This is a genomic window from Arthrobacter sp. 05N429, from assembly GCF_056397045.1.
Window position 1 is genome coordinate 326,171 of sequence record NZ_JBFTMQ010000001.1, and the last position, 17,798, is coordinate 343,968.

Sequence of the window (17,798 nt, forward strand, 5' to 3'; positions counted from 1 at the left end):
GGTTCAGTTCAGAGCCGGGTATCCGACATTGCGAGGATGAGTGAGGACCAGGTGACCGAAACGGCTGCAAGCAGCTCCAGTGGCCGCCCCGCCAAGAATGCCCCCAAGGCAGGTTTCTTCGCTCGAATTGCGCTCTTCATCCGCCAGGTAATCGGCGAACTGAAGAAGGTCGTTGCACCGACCCGCAAGGAACTGATCAACTACACGCTCGTGGTGCTGGTGTTCGTGGTCATCATGATGCTCATCGTCACCCTGCTGGATCTGGCCTTCGGGACCGGAGTGGCCTGGCTCTTCGGCGGCGTTGCGCCCATGGACCGCTAAGTCGACCGGTCCGCAGACTGCGTGGATTGCCACCGGGATTCCGGAGGCTCCTCGGAGTGTGCGGAATTGAGTCATTTAAATAGGCATGTTAGGCAATGAGGAAGCAGGAGACCAAGTGTCTGAGCAGGAGCTCGAGGTAACTGAGACTGAGCTGGATAAGAGCCAGGACGCCGCGGTGGAAGCCGGGGAAGAGTCCGAGGCTACGTCTGCTGCGCCCGAATCCGACGTCGCTGACGAGGCTGCCGACACGGCAGAAGCTCCGGAAGCCCCCGTTGAAGAGTCTGCTGACGCAGACGCTGACGTAACCGCCGACGCCGGCGAAGAAGCAGACGACGAATCAGGCGACGCGCTGGCCGCTGCCGCTGCCGCCGCGGAGGTTGATCCGGCCGACGAGTTCAAGGCCAAGCTGCGCCGCCAGGAGGGTGACTGGTACGTCATCCACTCCTACGCCGGCTACGAAAACCGCGTCAAGGCCAACCTTGAAACCCGCATCCAGACCCTGGACATGGAAGACTACATCTTCGAAATCCAGGTTCCGATGGAGGAAGTCGTTGAGATCAAGAATGCTCAGCGCAAGGTCATCAACCGTGTCCGCATCCCCGGTTACGTCCTGGTCCGCATGGACCTGACGGACGCCTCCTGGGGCGCCGTCCGCCACACCCCCGGCGTCACCGGCTTCGTGGGCAACGCCCACAACCCGGTCCCGCTGCGCCTCGACGAGGTCTTCTCCATGCTCGCCCCGGTCTTCGAAGAAGAGCAGGCCGAGAAGGGCAAGCCGGTCAAGCACGCTGCCGCGCAGATCGACGTCGACTTCGAGGTCGGCGAGTCGGTCATCGTCAAGGAGGGCCCCTTCGAGACCCTTCCGGCCACGATCTCCGAAATCAAGGTGGACTCCCAGACCCTCGTGGTCCTGGTCTCCATCTTTGAGCGCGAGACCCCGGTCACGCTGTCGTTCAACCAGGTCAGCAAGATCTAGTTATCCCCACAGAATTCGCCCCGGACTGCCCGCTTTAGCAGCCAGGGGCGGCCGGCCGCCTCGCCATGGCGGCCACCAACCTGAGGCACGCTCCTGTGTCCCAGGAAGTAATTGAGAGAAGGACCCTACATTGGCTCCCAAGAAGAAGGTCACCGGCCTCATCAAGCTGCAGATCCAGGCAGGTGCCGCTAACCCGGCCCCGCCGATCGGTCCTGCGCTTGGCCAGCACGGTGTCAACATCATGGAATTCTGCAAGGCGTACAACGCTGCGACGGAAGCCCAGCGCGGCAACGTTATTCCGGTTGAAATCACGGTCTACGAGGACCGTTCATTCACGTTCATCACCAAGACCCCGCCGGCTGCAGAGCTCATCAAAAAGGCTGCAGGCGTCGCCAAGGGTTCGGCTACCCCGCACACCGTCAAGGTTGCCAAGCTGACCCAGGCCCAGGTCAACGAGATCGCCACCACCAAGATGGAAGACCTCAACGCCACTAGCCTGGAAGGCGCCGCGAAGATCATCGCCGGCACCGCCCGTTCCATGGGTATCACCGTCGAGGGTTAATCCCCTTCCGCTGATGCGGCGTCGGGTCCGGGCAACCGACCACGACGCCGGGCAGCACCGCCGGGCGACCGGCACCACCTAAACATTGAAATGTCGGAAATCCGGAAATACCATCCGGAGCCCCGACTGTGGCAGGGCCCAGCGCGGTCCGCAGACCACAACTGCACAAGGAGAAATAAGCAGCATGGCAAAGCGCAGCAAAGCATATGAGGCAGCCGCAGCCAAGATCGACGCGGAGAAGTTCTACGCGCCGTTCGAGGCAGTGACGCTGGCCAAGGACACCAACCCGTCCAAGTTCGACGCCACCGTTGAGGTCGCTTTCCGCCTGGGTGTAGACCCGCGTAAGGCTGACCAGATGGTCCGCGGCACCGTTAACCTGCCGCACGGCACCGGTAAGGTTGCCCGCGTCCTCGTGTTCGCAACGGGCGACAAGGCCGAGGCAGCAATCGCTGCCGGCGCCGACTTCGTTGGTTCCGATGACCTGATCGAAAAGATCGCAGCCGGCTGGACCGACTTCGACGCCGCAGTTGCCACCCCTGACCTCATGGGCAAGGTTGGCCGCCTCGGTAAGGTCCTGGGTCCGCGTAACCTGATGCCGAACCCGAAGACCGGCACCGTGACCGCTGACGTCGCCAAGGCCGTCAACGACATCAAGGGTGGCAAGATCGACTTCCGCGTCGACAAGCACTCGAACCTGCACTTCATCATCGGCAAGGTTTCCTTCGACGCCATGAAGCTGGCCGAGAACTACGCAGCCGCACTGGAAGAGGTCCTCCGCCTCAAGCCGTCCGCTTCCAAGGGCCGCTACATCCAGAAGGCCACCGTCGCCACCACGTTTGGCCCGGGCATCTCGGTTGACCCCAACGTCACCAAGGTCCTGACCGAGGTCTAATCCTCACCAGGCTCCACGGAAAGACCGTCCCGCATCCGCGGGGCGGTCTTTTCCGCGTTCCGGGCGCCGGTTAGGCTGGCCCGGTGACTGCAGAGACGTACCGCATTGAACGCCTTGTGCTCCCTGCCGCCCTCGACTCGCCGGACGCGGGGGACTTCCTCGACGTCGGCGCCTTGTGTGACGCCCTGACGCTCCAGACCTGGGGAAACCTCGACCGCTCAACCCCGCCCGAGGCCCGGCTGCAGTTCTGGCGGGACAACGACTACCGGAAGATCCAGCTCTTCTTCGTGCGCCAGGACGGCCGGATGGCTGCCCGGTCGTGGGTCCGCTGCGAGCTCCAGGAGAACCTCCGCAGCGCGTTGGTCCACGTCGATGTGCTGGAGGAGTTCAGCGGCCAGGGGATCGGCCGGGCCCTGCTGCGCCATGCGGAAGGGCTGGCAGCCGCGGCGGGCCGCACCATCCTGCAGAGCTACACGGAGCATCCCGCTGGCTTTGACCCGGAGGACAGGGACGCAACCGTCAGCCCGGCCACCGGAACGGGCGCGGTTCCGGCCGACGCGCGGGGCGTACGCTTCGCCCTGAAGGCCGGGTACCTCCTGGAACAAGTTTCGCGCTTCAGCGCCCTGGCTGTTCCCGCGCGGGCAGCATCGTGGGACTCCCTGGAGCGGGAGGCCCTGGCCACGGCCGGCGGCGAGTACGAGATTGTGTCGTGGACTGGGCAGTGCCCGGACGAGTATGCCGTGCAGCTCGCCGTGCTGATGTCCCGGATGAGCACTGACGCGCCGAGCGGGGACTTGAGCTACGACCCGGAGGAGTGGGATGTGGCACGGCTCCGCAATGTGGAGGACACCTGGCGGCGGGCCGGCCTGGAGTTCCTCGTGGCAGCCGCCCGGCACCGGGGCAGCGGCGAACTGGCCGCCTATACGGTGCTGCAACTCACGGCGTCGAAACCGTGGCTGGCCGACCAGGACGACACGCTGGTCGCCGCCAGCCACCGCGGTCACCGCCTGGGCATGCTCGTCAAGATCCGCAACCTCCGCCGCCTGCTGGCAGACTACCCGGCCGTGGAACGCGTGATCACGTTCAATGCCGCGGAAAACGACCACATGCTCGCCATCAACGTCGCCCTCGGATTCCGGCCCGCCGGCTGGGACGGCGAATGGCAGCGCGTGGTCACCCCGTAACCCTTGGAACGGCAGCCGAAACCGGCATATGCTGACGGTGAAAGCCCGGCTGCTGCCGGGTTTCCGGCACCCGTGGTGGACGGCAGAATGGCTGGGATGATGCCCTCTATGGCAAGCGACGTACGCATTGAACAGCTCTGGATCCCCGATTCGCTGGACGGGCAGGACGCCGCAGACTTCATTGCCGCCGTCGAAGTCGGGCGCAAGGTGCGGATGCAGACCTGGGGGAGCGATGACCTCGCCTACGCGCCCCAGGAAAAACTTTTGGAGATGGCAGACCCCTACGAGCGCCAGGTCATCCTCGTGGCCAAGGTCGAAGGCGAGATCGTCGGGACTGTTGACATCGCGCTGCCCCTCGCGGACAACCTCGACCTGGCTGAGTTCGCCCTCGACATCCTGCCCGAGTTCCAAGGCCAGGGCGTGGGCCGGCAACTGCTCGAAGCCGCGGAGCACTTCGCCCGTGACGAGGGCCGCCACACAATCCTGATCGACACGAACCATCCAAGTGCCTCACTCGGTGACAACTCGGCGGATCAGCTGGTGCCCGGCACGGGCCTTGGCTTCGTCCCGATGAACAGCCGGGAGGTGGAGTTCGCCCGCCACAGCGGCTATACCCTGCAGCACATCGAACAATTCAGCGCCTGCACGCTTCCCCTCGACAGCGAACTGGTCGAGGAGCTGGAAACCGAGGCCGAGGAGGCCAACGGCGGCCGTTACCGCCTGCACCACTGGACCGACCGGTGCCCGGACCAGTGGCTTGAAGCTGTCGCCGCGCTGGAAAACAGCGCCGGCGAAGACGGCGTGCCCGGCGTCGACGACACGGTCATGGTGTTCGACGGCGGCATCCTCCGTGCGGCGGAAGAAGTCGCCATCGCGCAGGGCCGCCGGACGGTGGTCACCGCCGTCGAACACATCGCCAGCGGCGGGCTCGTTGGACTGACCACCATCAGCGTCCTGGCGCTGCGCCCCGACGTCGTGTTCCAGGACGACACAATGGTCCTTCGGGAGCACCGCGGCAACAAGCTTGGCCTGCTGATCAAGGTCGCGAACATGGAGCGGCTCGCCGAGCAATTCCCGGATGCCCGCGTCCTGTACACGTGGAACGCCCCGGAGAACCGCTACCTGCTCAAGGTCAACCAGCAACTGGGGTTCACCACCGCGGGCGTGACGGGAATCTGGCAAAAGGAGCTCCCGGACTTCAGCCCGAGCGTCAGCTGACCTGCTTGCCGGTCCGCCGATTTGGAGCACACGCCCCGTCTCGCGTAAGCTAGGGGGACCAAAGACCGTCGGTTGTTGGAAATCCACTCTCCCAAGCAAGACTCACTTCTGCAGTCGCGCCGGGAGAGCCAGTGGATCTCCAGACGAAGGACCCTGAACATAGGGCGGCCGGCGCAGGTGAACGAAGCAAAGCTCCGCAGTCATGGACCGCGTCGAGACAAGCCCCGTGCATCTGCGCGGGGCGTTTTTAGTTTTTAGCTCTTTTGAGCGGGGACCGGGAAACGCCGGCACTATCCCCGGAAGGAGGGTTATGGCAACGCCTAGCAAGGTTTCAGCAGTAGCTGAGATCACTAACGATTTCAAGGAATCGAACGCCGCTGTCCTGACCGAATACCGTGGGCTCACCGTTGCACAGCTCAAGCAGCTGCGTGTCTCTCTCGGCCAGGACACCAAGTTCTCGGTCGTCAAGAACACCCTGACCGCCATTGCAGCCAAGGAAGCTGGTGTCGAAGCATTCGACGGTCAGCTCGCCGGCCCCACTGCAATCGCGTTCATCAAGGGTGACGCAGTTGCCGCTGCCAAGAGCCTGACGGATTTTGCCAAGACCAACAAGCAGCTGGTTATCAAGACCGGTTACTTCGAGGGCAAGGCACTGAACGCCAGCGAAGTTGCTGCCCTGGCAGCACTCGAGTCCCGCGAGCTGCAGCTCGCCAAGGTTGCAGGCATCCTCAAGGCTCCTGCTGCCGCCGCTGCACGCATCATCGACGCACTGCGCCTCAAGCTTGAAGAAGAGAACGGTGCACCGGCAGAAGCCGAAGCGCCCGCCGCTGAAGAAGCTCCCGCTGAAGCTCCGGCTGACGCCGCCGCTGAGGCTCCGGCCGACGCTGCAGCCCCCGAAGAGAACTAACTCTCTAAAACCAGACTCCGGTGTGAAGGCGAGCCCCCGGGCCGCCGAACACCACTATAGGAAGGACGCCACACCATGGCGAAGCTCACCAACGAAGAGCTCATTGAAGCTTTCAAGGAACTGACCATCATCGAGCTCTCTGAGTTCGTCAAGCTCTTCGAAGAGACCTTCGAAGTTACCGCTGCCGCTGTTGCTGTTGCTGGCCCCGCTGCCGGCGCTGCTGCAGAAGAAGAAGAGAAGACCGCATTCGACGTCGTCCTGGAGCACCCGGGCGACAAGAAGATTGCAGTCATCAAGGAAGTTCGCGCGATCACTTCCCTGGGTCTCAAGGAAGCCAAGGACCTGGTTGACAGCGCTCCGAAGGCTGTTCTCGAAGGTGTCACCAAGGAAGCTGCCGAGAAGGCTGTTGCACAGCTCGAAGAAGCCGGCGCACGCGTTACCCTCAAGTAACTCGCTGCTTCTAGAACCGGCCGGGAACCTCGCGTTTCCGTTCTGCTCCGGGAAACCCCGTCCACTCCGGTGGGCGGGGTTTCCTGCGTTAAGGGCCTCGGCGGCCCCGGCCGGACGGCGTCAGGAAACAGCAACGCGGGGTCACTTCCGGTCCGTCCCAGTGGGTGGGACGGGCCGGAAGTGACCCCGCGTTGTTTGTTAACCCGGCACGGTTAACCCGGACGGGTCACAAAACCTCGGGCCCCATGGCCTGGTGCCTTAAAGCCTGGGTCAGCTCGGTTCGGAGATGTCCGCGACCACGGCACCGAGGGCGGCGGTCAATTCGTCGGCGTCCACGAACGCGCTGTAGCCGTGTTCGCCGGCGCCCATGGAAATCCGCCGGCCCGTGATGCTCCGGTCCGCGTAAACGGGCCAGGCCACGGTACTGCCGAGCGGGGTGATGGTGCCGCGCTCGTAGCCCGTGGCTTCCAGTGCGACATCCGCCGCCGGGAGCGAGAGCTTGTTGACGCCGAGCAGCGCCCGGAGCTTAGGCCAGGAGATCTGCCGGTCGCCCGGGATGAGGGCGAACAGGAAACTCCCGTCCTTGTGCTTGACCACGAGCGACTTCACGATGTCCCCGGGCTGGATCCCCAGGATGTGTGCCGCCTCCTCGAGGCTGTTGGCGGCCAGCCGCTCGACGAGCCGGACGCGCAGGCCCCGCGCGGCGGCGTCGGCCAGGAACCGCTCCCGGCCGGCGCCGTTGCCGCCGCCTTCGCCACCGCCGCCAGCGCTGGCCGCGCCGCTGTCAGGGACTGCAGGCTCCTTCACGGTGCTCAGTCGCGGAACAGCAGGAGCGCTTCGCCCTGGCCGCCGCCACCGCACAGGGAAACGGCAGCCTTGCCGGTGCCGCGCCGCTTCAGCTCGTGCGCCGCATGCAGGGCCAGCCGGGCGCCGGAAGCCCCGATCGGATGGCCCAGGGCGATCGCGCCGCCATGGATGTTGCACTTCTCCAACGGGTAGTCGAGGTCCTTGAGCGACTGGACTGCAACGGAGCCGAAGGCCTCGTTGATCTCGATGAAGTCCAGGTCAGCGGCGGACCAGCCGGCCTTGTGCAATGCGTTCTGGATCGCGTTGGAGGGCTGGGAGTGCAGGGAGTTGTCCGGCCCGGCCACCTGCCCGGGCTTACCGACGACGGCGAGGTACTCGAGGCCGTTGTCCTCGGCGAACTTCCGCGAGCTGAGCACGAGCGCAGAGGCGCCGTCGGACAGGGGAGAGGAGTTGCCGGCGGTGATGGTGCCGTCCGTGACGAACGCCGCCCGCAGGCCGGCGAGCGAGCCCACGGTGGTGTCCGGCCGGATTCCTTCGTCCGCGGCCAGGGTGATCGGGTCGCCCTTGCGCTGCTTGACGCTGATCGGGGCGATTTCGCCGTCGAACACCCCGTCTTTGGCGGCGCGGGCAGCGCGCTGGTGGGACGCTGCCGCCACCTCGTCCTGGGATGTGCGGTCAATGCCCAGCGTGAGGTTCTTGCTCTCGGTGGACAGTCCCATGGACTGCCCGTCGAAGGCGTCGGTCAGCCCGTCATGGGCTGCGACATCGAGCGCCTGGATGGAGCCGTAGGTCCAGCCCTGCCGGGAGCCGGGGAGGATATGCGGTGCGCGGGTCATGGACTCCTGGCCCCCGGCGACGACCACCGTGGCGTCGCCGCTGCGGATCATCCGGGCGGCGTCGATCACCGCGGTCAGCCCGGACAGGCAGACCTTGTTGATGGTGACGGTGGGGACGTTCCAGCCGATGCCGGCGCCGATGGCGCTCTGGCGGGCGGGGTTCTGGCCAGCCCCGGCCTGCAGCACCTGGCCCATGATCACCGAGTCCACCTGCTCGGCCTTCACTCCGCTGGCGGCCAGGGCTGCCCGGATGGCGTGGGCGCCGAGCTCCACCGCCGTGAAGCTGGCGAGCTGGCCGTTGAGGCGGCCCTGCGGAGTGCGGGCGGCGGCGAGGATGACAACATCATTGTTGTCTGCAGAGTTGCTCATGGTTATCTCTTCCGATCTTTGACGATGTACTGCAAGGTTATCGTGACCCCTGTCACGGAGCCATTTGGCGCCTGTTGCGTTGGCAGACCTGCTGCGGCACCTGCTGCCTCGCGGCCGCGGTATCCCCGCGCCGTATACCCGATCCGGGAGTCATGCCCACTGCTTGCAATCCCGGGCGAAGTGGGGTAGACAAGTAGGTTGCTTTGCCGTATCGTAGATATTTGCGTCTTCCCTGTTTACCTTCAGCCTTCATATAGCGGTGGGCTTAGCCTGGCTGCTGCGCCATCAATGTGCCGTCAACAACGGCACCATCATGGTCAGCCGCGGGTCCCGGGTCATATAGCGGAACCGGACTGGTAGCACTGCGGAGTCACTTTCGCAGGGTGCATAGCGGGGGAGATCTGACAACGCCTGAAGGTCTGTGGAAGGATCCCTCTTGGTCGCCTCGAGCACCTCTAATGTAAACAACGCTACCGCTATCAATGCCGACAGCACCGACGGTGCAACCCGCCGGCTCTCATTCGCAAAGATTCACGAACCGCTTGACGTTCCGAATCTGCTTGCCCTGCAAACCGACAGCTTTGACTGGCTGGTCGGTAACGAACGCTGGCAGGCACGCGTAGCCAAGGCCGTCGAAGAAGGCGACCTCAGCGTCGCCACCTCCTCGGGTCTGTCCGACATCTTTGAAGAGATCTCCCCGATCGAGGATTTCCAGGGCACCATGTCCCTGAGCTTCTCCGAGCCGGAGTTCGCTGATCCGAAGTACACCATGGCTGAGTGCAAGGACCGGGACGCAACGTACTCGGCTCCGCTGTACGTCAAGGCCGAATTCATGAACAACAACACGGGCGAAATAAAGCAGCAGACCGTGTTTATGGGTGACTTCCCGCTGATGACCGAGAAGGGCACCTTCGTCGTCAACGGCACCGAGCGTGTCGTTGTCTCCCAGCTGGTCCGCTCCCCGGGCGCCTACTTTGAGCGCACCGCCGACAAGACCAGCGACAAGGACATCTTCACCGCGAAGATCATCCCGTCCCGCGGCGCTTGGTTCGAACTCGAAATCGACAAGCGCGACCAGGTCGGCGTTCGCCTCGACCGCAAGCGCAAGCAGTCCGTCACGGTGCTGCTGAAGGCCCTCGGCTGGACCGAAGGCCAGATCCTCGAAGAGTTCGGCCAGTACGACTCCATGCGCGCAACGCTGGAGAAGGACGCCACCGAAACCCGCGAAGACGCCTTGCTGGACATCTACCGGAAGCTGCGACCGGGCGAGCCGCCCACGGTCGAGGCTGCCCAGTCCCTGCTGGACAACCTGTACTTCAACTCCAAGCGCTACGATCTGGCCAAGGTTGGCCGCTACAAGATCAACCGCAAGCTCGGCATCGACCGCTCCCTTGGCGACAAGGAAGCGTCTGTCCTGCACGTTGAAGACATCGTCGCCATGATCAAGTTCCTGGTTGCCCTGCACGCCGGTGAGAAGACCCTCACGGGCAAGCGCGACGGCCAGGACCACGAGCTGCGCGTTGAGATCGATGACATCGACCACTTCGGCAACCGCCGCATCCGCGCCGTCGGCGAGCTCATCGAGAACCAGGTCCGCACCGGCCTGTCCCGCATGGAGCGCGTTGTCCGCGAGCGTATGACGACCCAGGACGTCGAGGCCATCACGCCGCAGACACTGATCAACATCCGCCCCGTCGTGGCAGCCATCAAGGAGTTCTTCGGAACCTCCCAGCTGTCCCAGTTCATGGACCAGAACAACCCGCTGTCGGGTCTGACCCACAAGCGCCGTCTGTCGGCGCTTGGCCCGGGTGGTCTGTCCCGTGACCGTGCAGGCATGGAAGTCCGAGACGTCCACCCGTCCCACTACGGACGTATGTGCCCCATCGAAACTCCTGAAGGCCCGAACATTGGTCTGATCGGTTCGCTGGCTTCCTACGGACGCATCAACCCGTTCGGCTTCATCGAGACCCCATACCGCCTCGTGGCCGAGGGTGTTGTCTCCGATGAGGTCCAGTACCTCACCGCCGACGACGAGGCAGAGGTCCTGATTGCTCAGGCCAACGCTCCGCTCGACGCGAACAAGAAGTTCGCCGAAGAGACCGTCCTCGTCCGTGCCCGCGGTGGTGGAGGCGAGCCCGTGCTGGTTCCCGCCGCCGACGTCGAGTTCATGGACGTTTCCCCGCGCCAGATGGTGTCCGTGGCTACGGCCCTGATCCCGTTCCTCGAGCATGACGATGCAAACCGCGCACTCATGGGTGCCAACATGCAGCGCCAGGCCGTGCCGCTGGTCCGTTCCGAGGCGCCGTTCGTCGGCACCGGCATGGAGCGCGCCGCTGCAGTCGACGCCGGTGACGTTGTCATCGCGAAGAAGGCAGGTGTGGTCACCGAGGTCTCCGCTGAGCTGGTCATCATGCTCAACGACGACGGTACGGAAACCAACTACCGGATCAACAAGTTCGCCCGCTCCAACCAGGGCAACTGCTACAACCACCGCGTTCTGGTGAGCGAAGGCCAGCGCCTGGAAGTTGGCGGCATCATCGCTGACGGCCCGGCAACGGACCAGGGCGAACTGGCCCTCGGCAAGAACCTGCTCGTGGCATTCATGTCATGGGAAGGCCATAACTTCGAGGATGCCATCATCCTGTCCCAGCGCATTGTGGCTGAGGACGTTCTTTCCTCCATCCACATCGAGGAGCACGAGATCGATGCCCGCGACACCAAGCTTGGTGCCGAGGAAATCACCCGTGACATCCCGAACGTGTCGGAGGAAGTCCTGGCAGGCCTGGACGAGCGCGGCATCATCCACATCGGTGCCGAGGTTGAAGCCGGCGACATCCTGGTCGGAAAGGTCACGCCCAAGGGCGAGACCGAGCTGACCCCGGAAGAGCGCCTGCTGCGCGCCATCTTCGGTGAGAAGTCCCGCGAAGTGCGCGACACGTCCCTGAAGGTTCCGCACGGCGAGTCCGGCACCGTCATCGGCGTCCGCGTCTTCGACCGTGACAACGACGACGAGCTGCCCCCGGGCGTCAACCAGCTGGTCCGCGTCTACGTCGCCGCCAAGCGCAAGATCACCGACGGCGACAAGCTCGCCGGCCGTCACGGCAACAAGGGCGTCATCTCCAAGATCCTCCCGATCGAGGACATGCCCTTCCTTGCCGACGGTACCCCCGTTGATATCGTCCTGAACCCGCTGGGTGTCCCGGGCCGTATGAACGTCGGCCAGGTGCTGGAAACGCACCTCGGCTGGGTTGCCAAGACCGGCTGGAAGATCGAAGGCGAGCCCGAGTGGGTCAAGCAGCTGCCGAACCTGCCGCGCGAGAGTGGCTCGACCACTGTTGCAACGCCGGTCTTCGACGGTGCGCGTGAAGAGGAAATCACTGGTCTCCTCGACTCCACCAACGTCACCCGCGACGGCGTCCGCCTGATCAACTCCTCAGGCAAGACCCGTCTGTTCGACGGCCGCTCCGGCGAGCCGTTCCCGGATCCGATCTCGGTCGGCTACATGTACATCCTGAAGCTCCACCACCTGGTGGACGACAAGATCCACGCGCGCTCCACCGGCCCGTACTCCATGATCACGCAGCAGCCGCTGGGTGGTAAGGCACAGTTCGGTGGCCAGCGCTTCGGTGAAATGGAAGTGTGGGCGCTCGAAGCTTACGGCGCCGCCTACACGCTCCAGGAGCTCCTCACGATCAAGTCGGATGACATCCATGGTCGTGTGAAGGTCTACGAAGCCATCGTCAAGGGCGAGAACATCCCGGAGCCGGGCGTTCCTGAGTCCTTCAAGGTCTTGATCAAGGAAATGCAGTCGCTGTGCCTGAACGTGGAAGTTCTTTCCACGGACGGAACCACAATTGAAATGCGTGACTCTGATGACGCAGTCTTCACGGCTGCGGAAGAACTGGGCATCGATCTGTCTCGTGCAGAGCCCAGTTCCGTAGAAGAGGTCTAGCAGAGCGCCCGGAGAAAAGCAGTCGGCCCCGCCGCGCTGACTTTTCTCTGGGCCTCTCGACCCCTTCCCGTAACCCAAGACTTCAGAATTTAGAGAACAAGAGAGAACAGGGACCATATGTCCAGCGAATCCTCCTTCGGCCTCATGCAGATCGGCCTCGCCACCGCGGAAGACATCCGTGGCTGGTCTTACGGCGAGGTTAAGAAGCCGGAAACCATCAACTACCGCACGCTCAAGCCCGAGAAGGACGGCCTCTTCTGCGAGAAGATCTTCGGCCCGTCCCGCGACTGGGAATGCTACTGCGGCAAGTACAAGCGCGTGCGCTTCAAGGGCATCATCTGCGAGCGGTGTGGCGTTGAGGTCACCCGCGCAAAGGTCCGCCGTGAGCGCATGGGCCACATCGAGCTGGCCGCCCCGGTCACGCACATCTGGTACTTCAAGGGTGTTCCGTCCCGCCTGGGCTACCTCCTTGACCTGGCACCGAAGGACCTCGAAAAGGTCATCTACTTCGCCGCCTACATGATCACGAGCGTCGACGCCGACAGCCGCCACGAAGAACTGCCCAACCTCCAGGTTGAGCACGATATCGAGAAGAAGCAGCTGATCGACAACCGCGACTCGGACATCGCCACGATCGCCCGCGACCTTGAGAACGAGCTTGCCCGTCTCGAAGGCGAAGGCGCCAAGGCTGCCGACAAGAAGAAGGCCCGCGACTCCGCTGACCGCCAGATGGCCAACGTCCGCAAGCGCGCGGATGCTGAGATCGAGCGCCTCGAGCAGGTCTGGGACCGCTTCAAGAACCTCAAGGTCGCTGACCTCGAAGGTGACGAAGGCCTGTACCGCGAACTGCGCGACCGCTACGGCATGTACTTCGAAGGCTCCATGGGTGCCGAGGCCATCAAGAAGCGTCTTGAGAACTTCGACATGCAGGCCGAATCGGACATGCTCCGCGACATCATCGCCAACGGCAAGGGCCAGCGCAAGACCCGCGCCCTGAAGCGGCTCAAGGTGGTCAACGCGTTCCTGACCACCAACAACAGCCCGCTCGGCATGGTGCTGGACGCCGTCCCGGTGATCCCGCCGGAACTGCGCCCGATGGTCCAGCTGGACGGTGGCCGCTTCGCGACCTCCGACCTCAACGACCTCTACCGCCGCGTGATCAACCGCAACAACCGCCTCAAGCGCCTGCTTGATCTCGGTGCTCCGGAGATCATCGTCAACAACGAGAAGCGCATGCTTCAGGAAGCTGTTGACAGCCTCTTCGACAACGGCCGCCGCGGCCGTCCGGTCACCGGACCGGGCAACCGTCCGCTGAAGTCCCTGAGCGACATGCTCAAGGGCAAGCAGGGCCGTTTCCGCCAGAACCTTCTGGGTAAGCGCGTTGACTACTCCGGCCGTTCGGTTATCGTCGTCGGCCCGCAGCTGAAGCTGCACCAGTGTGGCCTGCCGAAGCAGATGGCGCTGGAGCTCTTCAAGCCGTTCGTGATGAAGCGCCTGGTTGACCTCAACCACGCGCAGAACATCAAGTCGGCCAAGCGTATGGTCGAGCGCTACCGCCCGCAGGTCTGGGATGTTCTCGAAGAGATCATCACCGAGCACCCCGTGCTGCTGAACCGTGCACCTACCCTGCACCGTCTCGGCATCCAGGCGTTCGAACCGCAGCTTGTTGAAGGCAAGGCAATCCAGCTTCACCCGCTGGTTTGTGGCGCCTTCAACGCCGACTTCGACGGCGACCAGATGGCAGTTCACCTGCCGCTGAGCCCCGAAGCCCAGGCTGAAGCCCGCATCCTGATGCTGTCCTCGAACAACATCCTGAAGCCGTCTGACGGCCGCCCGGTGACGCTGCCTTCGCAGGATATGATCATCGGCCTCTACCACCTGACCACCAAGCGTGTCGGTTCAGCTGGCGAGGGCCGGATCTTCTCCTCCGTCTCGGAAGCCATCATGGCGTACGACCTGCACGAGCTGCACCTGAACTCCCAGGTCAAGATCCGTCTTGAGGGCTTTGTCCCTTACGCCGGCTGGGAAGCTCCGGAAGGCTGGGAGCCGGGTCAGACCGTGCTCGTCCAGACCTCCCTGGGCCAGGTCCTCTTCAACGAGACCCTGCCCGAGGACTACCCGTGGGTTGAGGATGTTGCTGACAAGGGCGAACTGTCCCGGATCGTCAACGACCTCGCCGAGCGCTACCCGAAGGTGGTCACGGCGGCGACGCTGGACAACCTGAAGGATGCCGGTTTCTACTGGGCCACCCGGTCCGGCGTCACCGTCGCCATCTCCGACATCGAGGTGCCCCAGGACAAGCCGCGGATCCTCGCCGGCTACGAGACCATGGCTGCCAAGATCCAGGGCCAGTACGACAAGGGCCTGATCGACGACGACGAGCGTCGCCAGGAACTGATCGAAATCTGGAACAAGGCTACGAACGAAATCGCCCAGGCGATGCGTGACAGCCTCTCCCCGATGAACACCATCAACCGCATGGTGTCCTCCGGTGCACGTGGTAACTGGATGCAGGTCCGCCAGATTGCGGGTATCCGTGGCCTGGTGGCCAACCCTAAGGGTGAGATCATCCCGCGTCCGATCAAGTCCTCCTACCGCGAGGGCCTGTCGGTGCTGGAATACTTCATCGCCACGCACGGTGCCCGTAAGGGTCTTGCTGACACCGCGCTGCGTACCGCCAACTCGGGTTACCTGACCCGTCGCCTGGTGGACGTGTCGCAGGACGTCATCGTCCGCGAAGAGGACTGCGGCACCGAGCGCGGTCTCATGACCGCCATCGCCGTCGCAGACTCCAACGGCGAGCTGGTCCTGGACGAGAACGTCGAGAACAGCGCGTACGCCCGTACCCTGGCCGTGGATGTCGTTGACGCCAAGGGCAAGGTCCTGGCAGCAGGCGGCACCGACTGCGGCGACGTCGTCATTGCCGAACTGTTCGCGGCCGGCATCACCGAGGTCAAGGTCCGCTCCGTACTCACCTGTGAGTCCAGCGTCGGCACCTGCGCCCTGTGCTACGGCCGTTCGCTGGCCACGGGCAAGACCGTCGACATCGGTGAGGCAGTCGGCATCATCGCCGCACAGTCCATCGGTGAGCCGGGTACCCAGCTGACCATGCGTACGTTCCACACCGGTGGTGCTGTTTCCTCCAGCGGTGGCGACGACATCACCCAGGGTCTGCCCCGTATCCAGGAGCTCTTCGAAGCCCGTACTCCGAAGGGTGTCGCACCGATTGCTGAAGCAGCCGGCCGCATCACCATCGAAGAGTCCGAGCGCCAGATGCGCCTGGTCATCACCCCGGATGACGGATCCGAAGAGATCGCTTACCCGGTCCTGCGCCGTTCACGTCTTCTCATTGAAGACGGCGAGCACGTCAGCGTCGGCCAGAAGCTCATCAACGGCCCGGTCGACCCCAAGCAGGTTCTGCGCATCATGGGCCCCCGTGCCGCGCAGAAGTTCCTGGTGGACGAGGTCCAGGGCGTGTACCGCAGCCAGGGAATCGGTATCCACGACAAGCACGTCGAGGTTATCGTCCGCCAGATGCTGCGCCGCGTCACGGTCATCGAGTCCGGCGAATCGGACCTGCTGCCCGGCGAGCTCGCCGAGCGCAGCCGCTTCGAAGATGCCAACCGCCGTGTTGTGTCCGAGGGCAAGACGCCGGCTTCCGGCCGTCCCGAGCTCATGGGCATCACGAAGGCGTCCCTGGCGACCGAGTCCTGGCTGTCCGCAGCTTCCTTCCAGGAGACCACCCGCGTCCTGACGCAGGCGGCCATGGAAGGCAAGAGCGATCCGCTGCTCGGCCTCAAGGAAAACGTCATCATCGGTAAGCTCATCCCGGCCGGCACGGGTCTCCCGCGCTACACCGAGGTCACCGTGGAGCCCACTGAAGAAGCAAAGGCCAACCTGTTCACCGGCCCCAGCGCGTTCAGTGACTTCTCCTACGATTCCCTGGGCGGCGACGGAGCTCCTGAGTTCCACGCCATCCCGCTGGATGACTACGACCTGGGCAGCGACTTCCGCTAACGGATAGCTCTCCAAAGGGATGGTCCCCCACCGCAAGGTGGGGGACCATCCCCGTTTAACCCCTCGACCGCTCCCACGCCCCAAACGGCGTTGGGCCGGTGGGGAGCAATCGATGGGGGAGGAGGGGCTTGGTTCCGCTCCGATTAAGGGCTGGGACCCGTCCGTGTTAGACTTGAGACTAATTGTTATTGTGGCAGTGGATGAGTGCGCCGGTTGTAGCCAATAGGTTCAACCAGGACGACGTTTCCGGTTTGCAGGGTTTCTGTGCAACGTATGCCACATTTTCGCATGCCTAGGGGCAATTCAGGATGGAAGTCCGCGGATCCCGGCGTGCGGTCCGACTATTAAGGCTTCGCCTCAGCTGCTCTGGAGAGAACTTCAAAGCTCGAGCGGCGGGGCGCAGCGACAAGAGAGCGGCTGCCAACGGCCGCTCCGGATAAAACGGAGAACACGAGAGTGCCTACGATTAACCAGCTGGTCCGCAAGGGCCGCACGCCTAAGGTCAAGAAGACCAAGGCTCCCGCGCTTAACGGCAGCCCGATGCGCCGCGGTGTTTGCACCCGCGTGTACACGACGACCCCGAAGAAGCCGAACTCGGCTCTGCGTAAGGTTGCACGCGTGCGCCTCAACGGTGGCGTTGAAGTCACCGCTTACATCCCCGGTGTAGGCCACAACCTGCAGGAGCACTCCATTGTGCTCGTCCGTGGCGGCCGCGTTAAGGACCTTCCGGGTGTCCGCTACAAGATCGTCCGTGGCGCCCTCGATACCCAGGGTGTCAAGAACCGTAAGCAGGCTCGTAGCCGCTACGGCGCAAAGATGGAGAAGAAGTAATATGCCTCGCAAGGGTCCGGCCCCCAAGCGGCCGCTAGTTCTAGATCCCGTTTACGGCTCCCCGCTGGTCACCCAGCTGATCAACAAGGTGCTCGTTGACGGCAAGAAGTCCACCGCCGAGCGCATCGTCTACGGTGCACTCGAAGGTGCTCGTGCCAAGTCCGGCGGCGACCCGGTTGCAGCCCTCAAGAAGGCCATGGAGAACGTCAAGCCTTCCCTCGAGGTCCGCTCCCGCCGCGTCGGTGGCGCCACCTACCAGGTTCCGGTTGAGGTCAAGCCGGGTCGCTCCACTGCCCTCGCTCTGCGCTGGCTGGTTGGCTACTCCAAGGCCCGCCGCGAGAAGACCATGACCGAGCGCCTCCAGAACGAAATTCTGGATGCCTCCAACGGTCTCGGTGCCGCTGTGAAGCGTCGCGAAGACACCCACAAGATGGCCGAGTCCAACAAGGCCTTCGCACACTACCGCTGGTAATACT

At 63.9% G+C, this 17,798-nt stretch carries 14 protein-coding genes; 12 read left to right on the plus strand and 2 right to left on the minus strand.

Annotated features, from left to right (window positions below; translation table 11 throughout):
* Positions 1 to 36: 36 nt before the first annotated feature.
* From secE to rplL, 8 genes are all read left to right on the plus strand, one after another.
* Positions 37 to 321: a preprotein translocase subunit SecE gene (gene secE, locus AC1DF4_RS01605; RefSeq protein WP_476911261.1), complete on the plus strand. Its 285-nt coding sequence runs from the start codon at positions 37 to 39 to the stop codon at positions 319 to 321.
* A 115-nt stretch (positions 322 to 436) separates the two neighbouring features.
* Positions 437 to 1,297, plus strand: coding sequence for a transcription termination/antitermination protein NusG (gene nusG / locus AC1DF4_RS01610; protein WP_476911262.1), 861 nt, complete (start codon positions 437 to 439; stop codon positions 1,295 to 1,297).
* Positions 1,298 to 1,427: 130 nt separating this feature from the next.
* Positions 1,428 to 1,859, plus strand: coding sequence for a 50S ribosomal protein L11 (gene rplK, locus AC1DF4_RS01615; RefSeq protein WP_018773647.1), 432 nt, complete (start codon positions 1,428 to 1,430; stop codon positions 1,857 to 1,859).
* 184 nt (positions 1,860 to 2,043) lie between these two features.
* A complete protein-coding gene (gene rplA, locus AC1DF4_RS01620; protein ID WP_056425191.1) occupies positions 2,044 to 2,751 on the plus strand; it encodes a 50S ribosomal protein L1 in 708 nt (235 codons plus the stop codon).
* An 83-nt stretch (positions 2,752 to 2,834) separates the two neighbouring features.
* On the plus strand, positions 2,835 to 3,935 hold the full coding sequence (locus AC1DF4_RS01625) for a GNAT family N-acetyltransferase (RefSeq protein ID WP_476911263.1): 1,101 nt from the start codon (positions 2,835 to 2,837) through the stop codon (positions 3,933 to 3,935).
* Positions 3,936 to 4,043: 108 nt separating this feature from the next.
* Positions 4,044 to 5,153, plus strand: a complete 1,110-nt coding sequence (locus tag AC1DF4_RS01630) for a GNAT family N-acetyltransferase (RefSeq protein ID WP_476911264.1) — start codon at positions 4,044 to 4,046, stop codon at positions 5,151 to 5,153.
* Positions 5,154 to 5,463: 310 nt separating this feature from the next.
* A complete protein-coding gene (rplJ, locus tag AC1DF4_RS01635) occupies positions 5,464 to 6,060 on the plus strand; it encodes a 50S ribosomal protein L10 (protein ID WP_441406853.1) in 597 nt (198 codons plus the stop codon).
* A 75-nt stretch (positions 6,061 to 6,135) separates the two neighbouring features.
* Positions 6,136 to 6,510: a 50S ribosomal protein L7/L12 gene (gene rplL / locus AC1DF4_RS01640; protein ID WP_224047278.1), complete on the plus strand. Its 375-nt coding sequence runs from the start codon at positions 6,136 to 6,138 to the stop codon at positions 6,508 to 6,510.
* 270 nt (positions 6,511 to 6,780) lie between these two features.
* Here the strand turns inward: rplL and AC1DF4_RS01645 are convergent, their stop codons facing one another.
* Positions 6,781 to 7,227, minus strand: a complete 447-nt coding sequence (locus AC1DF4_RS01645; protein ID WP_476911615.1) for an aminoacyl-tRNA deacylase — start codon at positions 7,225 to 7,227, stop codon at positions 6,781 to 6,783.
* Between the two features lie 95 nt (positions 7,228 to 7,322).
* On the minus strand, positions 7,323 to 8,522 hold the full coding sequence (locus tag AC1DF4_RS01650; protein ID WP_476911265.1) for an acetyl-CoA C-acetyltransferase: 1,200 nt from the start codon (positions 8,520 to 8,522) through the stop codon (positions 7,323 to 7,325).
* Between the two features lie 436 nt (positions 8,523 to 8,958).
* On the opposite strand from AC1DF4_RS01650, the gene rpoB reads away from it, so the two are divergent.
* From rpoB to rpsG, 4 genes are all read left to right on the plus strand, one after another.
* Positions 8,959 to 12,474, plus strand: a complete 3,516-nt coding sequence (rpoB, locus tag AC1DF4_RS01655) for a DNA-directed RNA polymerase subunit beta (protein ID WP_224047275.1) — start codon at positions 8,959 to 8,961, stop codon at positions 12,472 to 12,474.
* Between the two features lie 117 nt (positions 12,475 to 12,591).
* A complete protein-coding gene (locus AC1DF4_RS01660; RefSeq protein WP_441404338.1) occupies positions 12,592 to 16,491 on the plus strand; it encodes a DNA-directed RNA polymerase subunit beta' in 3,900 nt (1,299 codons plus the stop codon).
* Positions 16,492 to 16,947: 456 nt separating this feature from the next.
* On the plus strand, positions 16,948 to 17,322 hold the full coding sequence (gene rpsL, locus AC1DF4_RS01665) for a 30S ribosomal protein S12 (protein WP_011692814.1): 375 nt from the start codon (positions 16,948 to 16,950) through the stop codon (positions 17,320 to 17,322).
* A gap of 1 nt (position 17,323) precedes the next feature.
* Complete coding sequence (gene rpsG, locus AC1DF4_RS01670; protein WP_011692813.1) at positions 17,324 to 17,794, plus strand: 30S ribosomal protein S7; 471 nt, start codon at positions 17,324 to 17,326, stop codon at positions 17,792 to 17,794.
* Positions 17,795 to 17,798 lie beyond the last annotated feature (4 nt).